The following is a 12,501-nucleotide window of genomic DNA, read 5'->3' as shown; positions in this document are numbered from 1 at the left end:
GAGATCAGCCTGCGTCGCGGAGGTTGTCGGCAGCCGACTTGCCGGACCGGCGATCGGCGACGATCTCGTAGGAGATCTTCTGGCCTTCGCGCAACGAGCCGAGGCCGGCGCGCTCGACGGCGCTGATGTGAACGAACACGTCCTGTCCGCCTTCGTCGGGCTGAATGAAGCCGAAGCCTTTGGTTGCGTTAAACCACTTCACGGTTCCCATGCTCACGGGGGTAGTTCCTTCTCAGATACACAATGTAAGAGCCCGCTTGCGCAGGCAGGTTAGATCGAATTTCTGGAAGGGTCGTCAGCGTGTCTGAACCGGCTGTACCGGTGGATGCCAATGTCGTCCGGCCGAAAATCGATTAACGGATTTTATTGGAAATAAGGCGCCAAAACAATCCTGACGCGCACGATTTTTTGATCCGCCGCAATGTGAGCGGCGGATCAGCATACAGGTCAGAATTTTACTTCCGCACTGGCGTACCTTAAGGGGATCAGCGGCGGCGGAACTGGCCACCGCGCTGTCCGGGACGCGGAGGTCCACCCGCCCCACTGGGACGTTCGTCCTTGTGACGGAAAATCAGCCGGCCCTTTTCGAGGTCATAGGGCGACATCTCCACCGTCACGCGGTCTCCCGCCAGCGTCTTGATGCGGTTCTTCTTCATCTTGCCGGCGGTGTAGGCAACGATCTCGTGCCCGGCGTCGAGCTGCACGCGATAGCGCGCGTCGGGGAGGATTTCGGTGACCAGTCCTTCGAACTGGATCAGCTCTTCCTTAGCCATGAATTTCTCCAGGTCGTGGACGGCTAGTGCGAATAGGGTTTGCGGGTCGGTTGGCCCATCGGCCGACTGTCGCGGCGCAAAAAGGCCACGCCTTGTATCCCATCGGGCTTGCCGGCGCTATGCGAAGAACGCTGCTCCGGTCGGTCGTTTGACGAAGAATGCGGCTTGCCACCGGCCGGTCGACGGCGAGCACCCTTCGAGACCTTCTGGCCGCCACCAGGCCGTCCGTCAACATGCCTGCTATCACCATGCCGACCTTCGCCGGGCCTTCCGTCGCCCTGCTTGCCGGCGTTATGCCGTCCTTCAGGACGCCTCTCATCAGCGCGGCGTCCGTCACCTTGCCTTGCGCCTTGCGGGCGCTGGCCCGGGCGGCCCGGCCGGCCCTGCCGTTGCTGTGACGGAGGCGGGCCTGCATCGTTGCGGCCGGCGTCCGTGCGGTTATCTTCCCGCGGCAGCGCCACCTTGATCAGCCGCTCGATGTCGCGGAGATAGCCGAGCTCCTCGCCGCCGGCGACCAGCGAGATCGCGGTGCCCTCGGCACCCGCGCGCGCGGTGCGGCCGATGCGGTGGACATAGGTCTCCGGTACATTCGGGATGTCGAAATTGATGACGTGAGTGATGCCGTCGACATCGATGCCGCGGGCGGCAATGTCGGTGGCGACCAGGGTGCGGATTTCGCCCGAGCGGAACTGCGCCAGCGTCCGCTCGCGATGGTTCTGCGACTTGTTGCCGTGGATGGCGCTGGCGGCAATGCCGGCCCTCTCGAGCGTCTTCACCACCTTGTCGGCGCCGTGCTTGGTACGGGTGAAAACCAGCGCGCGGTTGACCGGCTCATTCTTCAGGAGCTTGGTCAGGACGGCAGGCTTGGCCGAAAAGTCGACCTGGATGATGCGCTGGTTGATCCGCTCCGCCGTCGAAGACACCGGGGTGACGGCAACGCGGGCGGGGTCCCGCAGCATCGCGTCGGCGAGCTCGGCGATGTCCTTCGGCATGGTGGCCGAGAAGAACAGCGTCTGCCGCTTGATCGGCAGCTTCGCGACGATCTTGCGGATGTCGTTGATGAAGCCCATGTCGAGCATGCGGTCGGCCTCGTCGAGCACGAGGAATTCGACGCTGCCAAGCTTCAGCCCGTTGCTCTGCACGAGGTCGAGCAGGCGGCCGGGGGTGGCGACCAGAACCTCGACGCCCTGCATCAAGGAGCGGACCTGACGGCCCATCGGCACGCCGCCGATGGCGAGCGTCGAGGACAGGCGGATGTGGCGGCCATAGGCGTTGAAGCTATCGAGGATCTGTCCCGAAAGCTCGCGGGTGGGCGACAGCACCAGCACGCGCGCCGTCTTGGGCTGCGGCTTGATGCGGTTCTCGAGCAGGCGGTGCAGGATCGGCAGTGCAAAAGCGGCGGTCTTGCCGGTGCCGGTCTGGGCGATGCCGACGACGTCGCGGCCGGTCAGCGCCGTGGGAATCGTCTGGGCCTGGATGGGGGTGGGGGTGACGTAATTCTCTTCGGCGAGCGCACGTGCGATGGGTTCGGCGAGGCCGAAGTCCTGAAAGGAAGTCAAAAGAGGGGCTCTTTTCATGTCAAAAGCGGGCGCCCGGCCTAATCAGCGGGGCACGCGCAAAGGGGTGTCGAGAAGACACCTGCGTGTTTGGGGTGTCGGATGGCTTGGGAGATATGGGGCAAGCCAGACGCCCGTAGAGGGCTTAAGAACACGCGGCTCGCAACGACCGCTCGATTCGCAAGCGATCTCCACCTCATATGGAACATCGACGGGGCGGTTTCAAGGCAGACGTTCACCTGACGTCGATTGCAATGCAAAAATAGTTTATGCCGGAATTTTAGCCAGCAGCGGCGATTTGCTCAAAAAATGAACTGACTGCCGCATAAGCATACATTTTATTCGCTCAAGTTTTGAGCAATCTGACTACGGCGAAAGTTTGATTGCGGCAAAATTGTCTAGACTGACCAATCACTTGGCAGGTGCCCAGCCCATGGCATGGTTCTTGCGATTCCGTTAATCGCAGGCGGCCGTGGGGCCGTTTCGCAGCGTTTTTCACGTCTGCGTCAGGGAGATGATACATCCATGCCTACCAAACCCATTCACGATATAGCGGCGTCATTTAGCCGCCGCGGCGTTCTCGCCGCGACCGCCGGACTGATGCTCGGTCTGGCGTCCATTTCCGGTGCCAAGGCCGCGGACGACACCATCAAGGTCGGCGTCCTGCACTCCCTCTCCGGCACCATGGCCATCAGCGAAACCACGCTGAAGGACACCATCCTTTTCCTGATCGACGAGCAGAACAAGAAGGGCGGCGTGCTCGGCAAGAAGCTCGAGGCCGTCGTCGTCGACCCCGCCTCGAACTGGCCGCTGTTCGCCGAAAAGGCGCGCGAGCTGATCACCAAGGATAAGGTCTCGGTCGTGTTCGGCTGCTGGACCTCGGTGTCGCGCAAGTCGGTGCTGCCGGTGTTCAAGGAGCTCAACAACATCCTGTTCTACCCCGTGCAGTACGAGGGCGAAGAGTCCGAGCGTAACGTGTTCTACACCGGTGCGGCGCCGAACCAGCAGGCGATCCCGGCCGTCGACTATCTGATGAAGGACGAGAAGGTGAAGCGCTGGGTGCTCGCGGGCACCGACTACGTCTATCCGCGCACCACCAACAAGATCCTGGAAGCCTACCTGAAGTCCAAGGGTGTCGCCCAGGAAGACATCATGATCAACTACACGCCGTTCGGTCACTCCGACTGGCAGACGATCGTGGCCGACATCAAGAAGTTCGGTTCGGCCGGCAAGAAGACGGCGGTGGTCTCGACCATCAACGGCGACGCCAACGTCCCCTTCTACAAGGAGCTCGGCAACCAGGGCGTCAAGGCGAAGGACATCCCGGTGGTCGCGTTCTCGGTGGGTGAGGAAGAGCTCGCCGGCATCGATACCAAGCCGCTGGTCGGCCATCTCGCCGCCTGGAACTACTTCGAGTCGATCAAGACTCCGGCGAACGAGAAGTTCATCAAGGACTGGCAGGCTTACACCAAGAACCCGAAGCGCACGACCAACGATCCGATGGAAGCCCACGTGATCGGCTTCAACATGTGGATCAAGGCGGTCGAGAAGGTGAAGTCGACCGATCCGGACAAGGTGATCGATGCGCTTCCAGGCATCGAGGCGGCGAACCTGACCGGCGGCACCTCGAAGATGCTGCCGAACCACCACATCACCAAGCCGGTGTTCATCGGCGAGATCAAGGGCAACGGCCAGTTCGACGTGGTCTGGAAGACCCCGGGTCTCGTCGCGGGCGACGCCTGGTCGAAGGAGCTCGACGGCTCCAAGGACCTGATCGGCGACTGGGTCGGCAAGAAGTGCGGCAACTTCAACACCAAGACCAACAAGTGCCTCGGTTCCGGCTCCTGATCCGGATCTGAGGTTCGACTGCACAATGGGAGAAGACGGCCATTCCGCCGCCTTCTCCCCACTTCTGCCGGGGTGATCCACAGTGCCAACCAATTTATCCGCTCGTCTCTGCACCTTTCTCCTCTCGCTATTCCTGATCGCGTTCGCACTGCCGGCCTTTGCCGGTCCGTTCGAGGATGCGGTCGCAAAATTCGCCAACGAGGATTATTCCGATACGGACGAAGCGATCGGTGTGGTCGCAAGCAGCGGCAACAAGCTTGCCTTTCCCATCATCAGCGCGCTCCAGGACGGCCGTCTCATGGCTGACCCGGACAGCAAGAAGGTTTACGTCACCGGCACCGACGGCAAGTCGATTGACGCCGCGACCGGCGAGCCCGTGGCCAGCGTGCCCGATAGCGCAAGCGCCGTCCGCCTCAATAACCGCCTGCGCCGCAGCGTCGATGCTGCGCTCGGCAGCCTGACGCTGCAGTCGCCCGATCTCGGCGCGCGGCTCCAGGCCGCGCAATCCGTCTACAAGTCGCATGAGGAGACGGCGCTCGAGCCTGTCGAAGGCGCGCTCGCCAAGGAAACCAACAGATCGGTCAAGACTGCGCTCAGTGAAGCACGCGCGGCGATCCTGCTGTTCAAGTCCGACGCCACCGAAGTGCAGAAGCTCGAGGCCGTCGCCACTATCAAGGCGCGCGGTGATCAGGAAGCGCTGGCGCTGCTGTCCGACATCGGCACCGACCAGCCGGCCTCCGTCGCGAAGGCTGCGGCGAGCGCCATCGGCTCGATCCAGAGCTCGCTCGCGGTCTGGTCCACGGTGCAGAATGCCTGGTACGGGCTGTCGCTCGGTTCGGTGCTGCTGCTCGCCGCGATCGGGCTCGCCATCACCTTCGGCGTGATGGGCGTCATCAACATGGCCCATGGCGAGATGGTGATGATCGGGGCCTACACCACCTTCGTGGTGCAGGAGGTGATCCGCACCCGCTATCCCGCGCTGTTTGACTATTCGCTGCTGATCGCCGTGCCGCTCGCCTTCCTCGTCGCCGGCGCCATCGGCGTGGTGATCGAGCGCAGCATCATCCGCTTTCTCTATGGCCGGCCGCTGGAAACGTTGCTTGCGACCTGGGGCCTGTCGCTGGTCCTGCAGCAGGCAGTGCGCACCATGTTCGGCCCTACCAACCGCGAGGTCGGCAACCCCTCCTGGATGAGCGGCGCGTTCGATCTCGGCCAGATCACCATCACCTATAACCGGCTCTGGATCCTCGTCTTCACGCTGGCCGTGTTCATGATCCTGCTCGCGATGCTGCGTTACACCGCACTTGGCCTCGAGATGCGCGCGGTGACGCAGAACCGCCGCATGGCGGCTTCGATGGGCATCGCCACCTCGCGTGTCGACGCGCTGACCTTCGGGCTCGGCTCGGGCATTGCCGGCATCGCCGGCGTGGCACTGTCGCAGATCGATAATGTCAGCCCCAATCTTGGCCAGAGCTACATCATCGACAGCTTTATGGTCGTGGTGTTCGGCGGGGTCGGCAATCTCTGGGGCACGCTGGTCGGCGCCTTCACGCTCGGCATCGCCAACAAGTTCCTGGAGCCGGTCGCGGGCGCCGTGCTTGGCAAGATCGCGATCCTGGTTCTGATCATCCTGTTCATTCAAAAGCGGCCGCGCGGCCTGTTCGCGCTCAAGGGCCGTGCGGTGGAAGCATGACCTCTCACATGCTGACGCGATCACTGGACCGCGGCGCGGCGATCTTTCTCGCCGTCGTCGCCGCTTGCGGCATCCTCATCCCGCTCTCCAACCTGCTGCTGCCGGCGGGCTCGTTCCTGCAGGTGCCGACCTATCTGGTCGCGCTCTGGGGCAAATATGTCTGCTACGCTATCCTCGCGCTGTCGATCGACCTGATCTGGGGCTATTGCGGCATCCTCTCGCTCGGCCACGGCGCCTTCTTCGCGCTCGGCGGCTACGCCATGGGCATGTACCTGATGCGGCAGATCGGCACCCGCGGCGTCTACGGCAATCCGATCCTGCCTGATTTCATGGTGTTCCTGAACTATTCGAAATTGCCGTGGTACTGGCACGGCTTCGACATGTTCTGGTTCGCGGCGCTGATGGTGCTGTTCGTGCCGGGCCTGCTCGCCTTCTGCTTCGGCTGGCTCGCCTTCCGCTCCCGCGTCACCGGCGTGTATCTGTCGATCATCACGCAGGCCATGACCTATGCGCTGCTGCTCGCCTTCTTCCGCAACGATTTCGGCTTCGGCGGCAACAACGGCATGACCGACTTCAAGGATATCCTCGGCTTCAACGTGCAGGCCGAAGGCACCCGCGGCGCCCTGTTCATGCTGAGCTGCCTCGGCCTGATCGTCAGCTTCCTGATCTGCCGCGCGGTCGTGTCCTCCAAGCTCGGTAAGGTCCTGATTGCGATCCGCGATGCGGAATCGCGCAGCCGCTTCCTTGGCTACCGGGTCGAATCCTACAAGCTGTTCGTGTTCACGCTGTCGGCCTGCATGGCCGGCGTCGCCGGTGCGCTTTATGTGCCGCAGGTCGGCATCATCAACCCAAGCGAATTCGCACCGGGCAATTCGATCGAGGCGGTGATCTGGGTCGCGGTCGGCGGCCGCGGCACGCTGGTCGGCGCCGCGCTCGGCGCCATCGTCGTCAACTATGCCAAGACCTTCTTCACCTCCGGCGTGCTGGCACCCTACTGGCTGTTCATGCTGGGTGCGCTGTTCATCCTGGTGACGCTGCTGCTGCCGAAGGGCATCGTCGGCACCTTCAATGCATGGCGGGAAGCGTCGAAAGAGAGGCGCCCGGCTGCGGCCACCGCAAGTGCTGCGGCCGAGGACGGCGTCACCGAACCGAAGATGGCGGAGAAGCGGTCATGAACGTCATGGATACCCGCGCGACCTCCGCGATGCTCTATCTCGACGGCGTGCACGTCTCGTTCGACGGCTTCCACGCCATCAACAACTTGTCGCTGACGCTCGCGCCCGGCGAGATGCGCGCCATCATCGGTCCGAACGGCGCCGGCAAGACCACCATGATGGACATCATCACCGGCAAGACCAAGCCTGACGAGGGTACCGTGCTGTTCGACGGCGTCACCGATCTGACGCGGCTGGACGAGACCCGCATCGCCGAGCTCGGCATCGGCCGCAAGTTCCAGAAGCCAACGGTGTTCGAAAGCCAGACCGTGCAGGACAATCTCCTGCTGGCGCTCAATGTCGATCACAGTGTCAAAGGCACGCTGTTCTGGCGCGGCAGCAGGGCGGAGTCGGAGCGTATCGACAAGGTGCTGGAGACGATCCGTCTCACCGACGCCCGCAACCGCCTCGCCGGCAGCCTCAGCCACGGCCAGAAGCAATGGCTCGAGATCGGCATGCTGCTGGCGCAGGACCCTAAGCTGCTCCTCGTCGACGAGCCCGTCGCTGGGATGACCGACGTCGAGACGCATCTCACCGCCGAGCTGCTGAAAGAGATCAACAAGACCCACACCGTTATGGTGGTCGAGCACGACATGACGTTCGTGCGCGAGCTCGGGGTCAAGGTCACCTGCCTGCATGAAGGTACGGTGCTCGCTGAAGGAACCATCGACCAGGTCTCGTCGAACGAGCGGGTCATCGAAGTCTATCTGGGACGCTGAGCGATGCTTGAGGTCAAGGACATCAACCTGTTCTACGGTGCGGCGCAGGCGCTGCGTGGTGTGTCGATCGCGGCCGAGCCCGGCAAGGTGACGTGCGTGCTCGGCCGTAACGGCGTCGGCAAGACCTCGCTGTTGCGCGCCATGGTCGGGCAATATCCGATCTCCTCGGGCGCGATCGTGTTCGACGGCAACGACATCACGGCCCTCAAGCCCTATGAGCGGGCGCGCAAGGGCATCGGCTTCGTGCCTCAGGGCCGTGAGATCTTTCCGCTTCTGACGGTGGAGGAAAACCTCAAGACCGGCTTCGGCCCGCTCAAGCGCGAGGACAAGCACATCCCGGACGACGTGTTCTCGTTGTTTCCGGTGCTGGAGTCCATGCTCGGCCGGCGCGGCGGCGATCTCTCCGGCGGCCAGCAGCAACAGCTGGCGATCGGGCGTGCGCTGGTGATGCGGCCGAAACTGCTGCTGCTCGACGAGCCGACGGAAGGCATCCAGCCCTCGATCATCAAGGACATCGGCCGGGCCATCTCCTACTTGCGCAACCTCGGCAACATCGCCATCGTGCTGGTCGAGCAATATCTCGACTTTGCCTGCGAGCTTGGCGACAGTTTCGCGGTGATGGATCGCGGCGCCGTGAAGTTCACCTGCGACCGCTCCACTCTCGACGCCAGCGAGATCAGCCGCCAGATGGCGCTGTAAGCGGGGAAATTGTAAGCCAAAAAAGCCTGCCGCGGCCGGCTGGGGGAGACGGATGCGCAGCGACGCCTCTTTGGCGACATCTTCGGTGTTCGAAGCCAATCGTGCCCGCGGCGCGGTGCGCTTCGACGTGCACGCCCGCGACGGCGTGACGCGGCGCGGCGTTTTGCATGAGTCCGGCTCCCTCCGCGTGCGCTTTCCTTCGCCGGAAGGTGAAGGGCTCTCCGGCGTGTTCGTCAACACCGCCGGCGGTGTCGCCGGCGGCGATCGCTTCGACATCGAGATCTCGGCCGCCAATGCTACGCGTTTGACGTTGACAACGGCGGCCGCCGAGAAGGTTTATCGGGCGCCGGGCGCGGCGGCGCAGCTCAATATCGCCTTGAAGGTTGCCGCAGGCGCGCATCTCGGCTGGCTGCCGCAGGAGACGATCCTGTTCGATCGCGCCCGGGTCCACCGCCGCTTCGACATCGAGCTCGATGATGCCGCCTCGCTCCTGCTTTGTGAAATTGTCGTATTCGGCCGCACCGCCATGGGCGAACGGATGGAGCAGGGCGAATTCGTCGACCGCTGGCGGTTGCGCCGTGGCAGCAGGCTGGTCTTTGCCGAGACCATCAGGCTCGACGGCAATATCGGCGCAAAGCTCGCGCGATCGGCGGTCGCCAAGGCGGGTGCCGCGATCGGTACGGCCCTGATCGTGCCCGGCGACGAGGCCCTGGTCGAGCGCATTCGTGAGGCATCGGACTCGTTTGCCGGCGAGGTCGGAATCTCGGCCTGGAATGGGTTTGCAATGGCGCGGTTCTGTGCCCAAGATGCGGCGCACTTGCGCACCGACATGATGGCCGTGCTGGCGCGCACCGGCATGGCGCAGCCGCGACTCTGGCTGAATTGACGGCTGGCTGAATTGAAGAGCTGAACGGAAGAGATTTCGCATGAACCTGTCTCCCCGCGAAAAGGACAAGCTTCTGATCTCGATGGCGGCGATCGTGGCGCGCCGCAGGCTCGACCGCGGCGTCAAGCTCAATCATCCCGAAGCGATCGCGATCATCTCCGATTTCATCCTCGAGGGCGCTCGCGACGGCCGTACCGTCGCCGAGCTGATGCAATCCGGCGCGCAGGTGCTGGCCCGCGACCAGGTGATGCCGGGCATTCCCGAGATGATCCACGACATCCAGGTCGAGGCGACGTTCCCTGATGGCACCAAGCTCGTCACCGTTCACGAACCGATCCGATAGGAGCGCATGATGATCCCCGGCGAACTCTTCATCCAGGACGGCGAGATCGAGCTCAATGCCGGCCGCAAGACCGTGACGCTGACGGTGGCCAACACCGGCGACCGCCCGATCCAGGTCGGCTCGCACTACCATTTCTTCGAGACCAACCCTGCGCTGAAGTTCGACCGCAAGAAGTCCCGCGGCATGCGCCTCGACATCGCCGCCGGCACCGCCGTCCGCTTCGAACCCGGCCAGACCCGCAACGTCCAGCTCGTCGCGCTTGCCGGCAAGAAAACCATCTACGGTTTCCGCGGCGACGTCATGGGAAAGCTGTGAGCACAGGAACGAGCGCGGTGCGGCGCGGTTGAGGCGGAAATGGAGGTCTTTGCCATGCTGTCGCCAATCCGCCTCATCTCCGAAGCCGCCGAACTCGCCGCGCACCGCCACAACGGCATGGCGCGCAAGGGGCGCGCACATGATCCCTACATCAACCATCTCGCCGAGGTCGCGAACCTGCTTGCGAACGCGACCGATGGGGCCGATGCCGAGCTGGTCGCGGCCGGCTGGCTGCACGATGCGATCGAGGACACCGACACCACGCGCGAGGAACTCGCGGAGAAATTCTCCGAGCGTGTCGCTTCTCTTGTCGCCGAATGCACGGACGATATGAACCTGCCGAAGCCGGAGCGCCGGCGCCGGCAGGTGATCGACGCACCCAACAAGTCGCCCGGCGCCAGGCTGATCAAGATCGCCGACAAGATCAGCAACATTGGCGCACGCATCCATTCCGATCAGACCGCCGAGGAGCGTGACGACCTCGCCGACTATACAGGCTGGGCCGAGCAGGTCGTCGCCGGTTGCCGCGGCGGCAGCGCCTGGCTCGACACGGAATTCGATAACATCGTGCTCACAGCGAGGGCCTCGCTGTGAGCACCAACCCAATATTCAAATACAAACGGGGCTTGTGATGTCCGTCAAGATAAAGCGTTCCGTCTATGCCGACATGTTCGGCCCGACGACCGGCGACAAGGTGCGGCTCGCCGACACTGATCTCATCATCGAGGTCGAGAAGGATTTCACCACCTACGGCGAGGAGGTGAAGTTCGGCGGCGGCAAGGTGATCCGTGACGGCATGGGGCAGTCGCAGGTCACCAACAAGCAGGGCGCGGCCGACACCGTCATCACCAATGCGCTGATCGTCGACCACTGGGGCATCGTCAAGGCCGACGTCGCGATCAAGGAGGGCATGATCGCAGGCATCGGCAAGGCCGGCAATCCCGACATCCAGCCGGGCGTGACCATCATCATCGGCCCCGGCACCGACGTGATCGCGGGTGAGGGGAAAATCCTCACCGCGGGCGGCTTCGACAGCCACATCCATTTCATCTGCCCGCAGCAGATCGAGCACGCGCTGATGTCCGGCGTCACCTCGATGCTCGGTGGCGGCACCGGTCCCTCGCACGGCACCTTCGCCACCACCTGCACACCGGGCCCCTGGCACATGGGGCGCATGATCCAGTCATTCGATGCCTTCCCGGTCAATCTCGGTATTTCCGGCAAGGGCAATGCCTCGCGGCCCGCGGCGCTGGTCGAGATGATCAAGGGCGGTGCCTGCGCGCTGAAGCTGCACGAGGATTGGGGCACCACGCCGGCCGCGATCGACAATTGCCTGTCGGTTGCCGATGATTACGACGTCCAGGTCATGCTGCATTCCGACACGCTGAACGAATCCGGCTTCGTCGAGGACACGATCAAGGCGTTCAAGGGCCGCACCATCCACGCTTTCCACACCGAGGGCGCGGGCGGTGGTCACGCCCCTGATATCATCAAGGTCGCCGGCTTGAAGAACGTGCTGCCGTCCTCGACCAATCCGACGCGGCCGTTCACCCGCAACACCATCGACGAGCATCTCGACATGCTGATGGTGTGTCACCACCTTGATCCCTCGATCGCGGAGGATCTGGCGTTCGCGGAAAGCCGCATCCGCAAGGAGACCATCGCGGCAGAAGACATCCTGCACGATCTCGGCGCGCTCTCGATGATGTCCTCGGACTCCCAGGCCATGGGCCGTCTCGGCGAGGTCATCATCCGGACCTGGCAGACTGCCGACAAGATGAAGAAGCAGCGCGGATCGCTGCCGCAGGACAAGGGCAAGGACAACGACAATTTTCGCGTCAAGCGCTACATCGCCAAATACACCATCAATCCCGCGATTGCGCACGGCGTGTCGAAGCTGATCGGCTCGGTCGAGAAGGGTAAGATGGCCGATCTCGTGCTGTGGTCGCCGGCCTTCTTCGGCGTCAAGCCGGACTGCATCGTCAAGGGCGGCACGATCGTGGCAGCTCCCATGGGCGATCCGAACGCCTCGATCCCGACGCCGCAGCCGGTACACTACCAGCCGATGTTCGGCGCCTTCGGCAAGGCGCGCACGGCGTCCTCGGTGGTGTTTACTTCAAAGGCAGCCATCACCGGCGGCCTCGCGCGAAAACTCGGCATCGAGAAGAAGCTCTATGCGGTCCAGAACACCCGCAGCAAGATCTCGAAGAAGAGCATGATCCACAACGACGCCACGCCCAATATCGAGGTCGATCCGGAGACCTACGAGGTGCGCGCCGATGGCGAGCTGCTCACCTGCGCGCCCGCCGAGGTGCTGCCGATGGCGCAGCGATATTTCATGTACTGAAATGGCGCCTCAACACATGTCCGCCGGAGCATGTCCCGATTGCATGTCCCGGGGGCGGCTTTTTCCGGTTTTGCGTTCGATCCCGGCTGGTCTAATGTCCCGCCCGGT

Annotated in this window: 13 protein-coding genes; 10 read left to right on the top strand and 3 right to left on the bottom strand. The window is 63.4% G+C overall.

Annotation, left to right across the window (positions count from 1 at the left end; all coding sequences use genetic code 11):
• Positions 1–4 precede the first annotated feature (4 nt).
• The 3 genes from FXB38_RS33810 to FXB38_RS33800 all read right to left on the bottom strand — a co-directional run bounded on the left by FXB38_RS33810 (position 5) and on the right by FXB38_RS33800 (position 2,350).
• A complete protein-coding gene (locus tag FXB38_RS33810) occupies positions 5–217 on the bottom strand; it encodes a cold-shock protein (protein WP_148755276.1) in 213 nt (70 codons plus the stop codon).
• Positions 218–485: 268 nt separating this feature from the next.
• The gene (infA, locus tag FXB38_RS33805; RefSeq protein WP_148755275.1) at positions 486–773 is read right to left on the bottom strand and encodes a translation initiation factor IF-1; all 288 of its coding nucleotides are present in this window, start codon (positions 771–773) and stop codon (positions 486–488) included.
• Positions 774–796: 23 nt separating this feature from the next.
• Complete coding sequence (locus FXB38_RS33800) at positions 797–2,350, bottom strand: DEAD/DEAH box helicase (RefSeq protein ID WP_148755274.1); 1,554 nt, start codon at positions 2,348–2,350, stop codon at positions 797–799.
• A 504-nt stretch (positions 2,351–2,854) separates the two neighbouring features.
• On the opposite strand from FXB38_RS33800, the gene urtA reads away from it, so the two are divergent.
• The 10 genes from urtA to ureC all read left to right on the top strand — a co-directional run bounded on the left by urtA (position 2,855) and on the right by ureC (position 12,393).
• Positions 2,855–4,177 carry an urea ABC transporter substrate-binding protein gene (urtA, locus tag FXB38_RS33795; protein WP_148755273.1) on the top strand — a complete coding sequence of 441 codons (1,323 nt, stop codon included), beginning with the start codon at positions 2,855–2,857 and terminating at the stop codon, positions 4,175–4,177.
• A gap of 82 nt (positions 4,178–4,259) precedes the next feature.
• On the top strand, positions 4,260–5,870 hold the full coding sequence (gene urtB / locus FXB38_RS33790; protein WP_148755272.1) for an urea ABC transporter permease subunit UrtB: 1,611 nt from the start codon (positions 4,260–4,262) through the stop codon (positions 5,868–5,870).
• The gene (urtC, locus tag FXB38_RS33785; RefSeq protein WP_148755271.1) at positions 5,867–7,045 is read left to right on the top strand and encodes an urea ABC transporter permease subunit UrtC; all 1,179 of its coding nucleotides are present in this window, start codon (positions 5,867–5,869) and stop codon (positions 7,043–7,045) included. Before urtB ends, urtC begins: the two co-directional genes overlap by 4 nt.
• Entirely contained in the window at positions 7,042–7,803 is a 762-nt protein-coding gene (gene urtD / locus FXB38_RS33780) for an urea ABC transporter ATP-binding protein UrtD (protein WP_014498216.1), read from the top strand. Before urtC ends, urtD begins: the two co-directional genes overlap by 4 nt.
• Positions 7,804–7,806: 3 nt before the next feature.
• Complete coding sequence (gene urtE / locus FXB38_RS33775) at positions 7,807–8,502, top strand: urea ABC transporter ATP-binding subunit UrtE (RefSeq protein WP_148755270.1); 696 nt, start codon at positions 7,807–7,809, stop codon at positions 8,500–8,502.
• A gap of 52 nt (positions 8,503–8,554) precedes the next feature.
• Entirely contained in the window at positions 8,555–9,388 is an 834-nt protein-coding gene (locus FXB38_RS33770) for an urease accessory protein UreD (protein ID WP_148755269.1), read from the top strand.
• 40 nt (positions 9,389–9,428) lie between these two features.
• Positions 9,429–9,731 (top strand): urease subunit gamma, encoded by a 303-nt coding sequence (locus FXB38_RS33765; RefSeq protein WP_148755268.1) that lies wholly within the window; start codon positions 9,429–9,431, stop codon positions 9,729–9,731.
• Positions 9,732–9,740: 9 nt separating this feature from the next.
• The gene (locus FXB38_RS33760) at positions 9,741–10,046 is read left to right on the top strand and encodes an urease subunit beta (protein WP_148755346.1); all 306 of its coding nucleotides are present in this window, start codon (positions 9,741–9,743) and stop codon (positions 10,044–10,046) included.
• A gap of 54 nt (positions 10,047–10,100) precedes the next feature.
• A complete protein-coding gene (locus FXB38_RS33755) occupies positions 10,101–10,640 on the top strand; it encodes an HD domain-containing protein (RefSeq protein WP_148755267.1) in 540 nt (179 codons plus the stop codon).
• A gap of 37 nt (positions 10,641–10,677) precedes the next feature.
• Positions 10,678–12,393, top strand: a complete 1,716-nt coding sequence (ureC, locus tag FXB38_RS33750) for an urease subunit alpha (protein ID WP_148755266.1) — start codon at positions 10,678–10,680, stop codon at positions 12,391–12,393.
• Positions 12,394–12,501: the final 108 nt, after the last annotated feature.

It is taken from the genome of Bradyrhizobium cytisi (assembly GCF_008123515.1).
GTDB classification, from domain to species: Bacteria; Pseudomonadota; Alphaproteobacteria; order Rhizobiales; family Xanthobacteraceae; genus Bradyrhizobium; species Bradyrhizobium cytisi.
The sequence above is the reverse complement of the archived record's forward strand: the minus strand, read 5'-3'. Positions and strand labels throughout refer to the sequence as shown.

What these genes read in the sequence shown, in the direction of transcription:
- FXB38_RS33800 (WP_148755274.1), bottom strand. Translation starts at nt 2,350, where the DNA reads ATGAAAAGAGCCCCTCTTTTGACTTCCTTTCAGGACTTCGGCCTCGCC.
- FXB38_RS33755 (WP_148755267.1), top strand. Translation starts at nt 10,101, where the DNA reads ATGCTGTCGCCAATCCGCCTCATCTCCGAAGCCGCCGAACTCGCCGCG.
- urtC (WP_148755271.1), top strand. Translation starts at nt 5,867, where the DNA reads ATGACCTCTCACATGCTGACGCGATCACTGGACCGCGGCGCGGCGATC.
- FXB38_RS33760 (WP_148755346.1), top strand. Translation starts at nt 9,741, where the DNA reads ATGATCCCCGGCGAACTCTTCATCCAGGACGGCGAGATCGAGCTCAAT.
- FXB38_RS33765 (WP_148755268.1), top strand. Translation starts at nt 9,429, where the DNA reads ATGAACCTGTCTCCCCGCGAAAAGGACAAGCTTCTGATCTCGATGGCG.
- urtD (WP_014498216.1), top strand. Translation starts at nt 7,042, where the DNA reads ATGAACGTCATGGATACCCGCGCGACCTCCGCGATGCTCTATCTCGAC.
- ureC (WP_148755266.1), top strand. Translation starts at nt 10,678, where the DNA reads ATGTCCGTCAAGATAAAGCGTTCCGTCTATGCCGACATGTTCGGCCCG.
- urtA (WP_148755273.1), top strand. Translation starts at nt 2,855, where the DNA reads ATGCCTACCAAACCCATTCACGATATAGCGGCGTCATTTAGCCGCCGC.
- FXB38_RS33770 (WP_148755269.1), top strand. Translation starts at nt 8,555, where the DNA reads ATGCGCAGCGACGCCTCTTTGGCGACATCTTCGGTGTTCGAAGCCAAT.
- infA (WP_148755275.1), bottom strand. Translation starts at nt 773, where the DNA reads ATGGCTAAGGAAGAGCTGATCCAGTTCGAAGGACTGGTCACCGAAATC.
- urtE (WP_148755270.1), top strand. Translation starts at nt 7,807, where the DNA reads ATGCTTGAGGTCAAGGACATCAACCTGTTCTACGGTGCGGCGCAGGCG.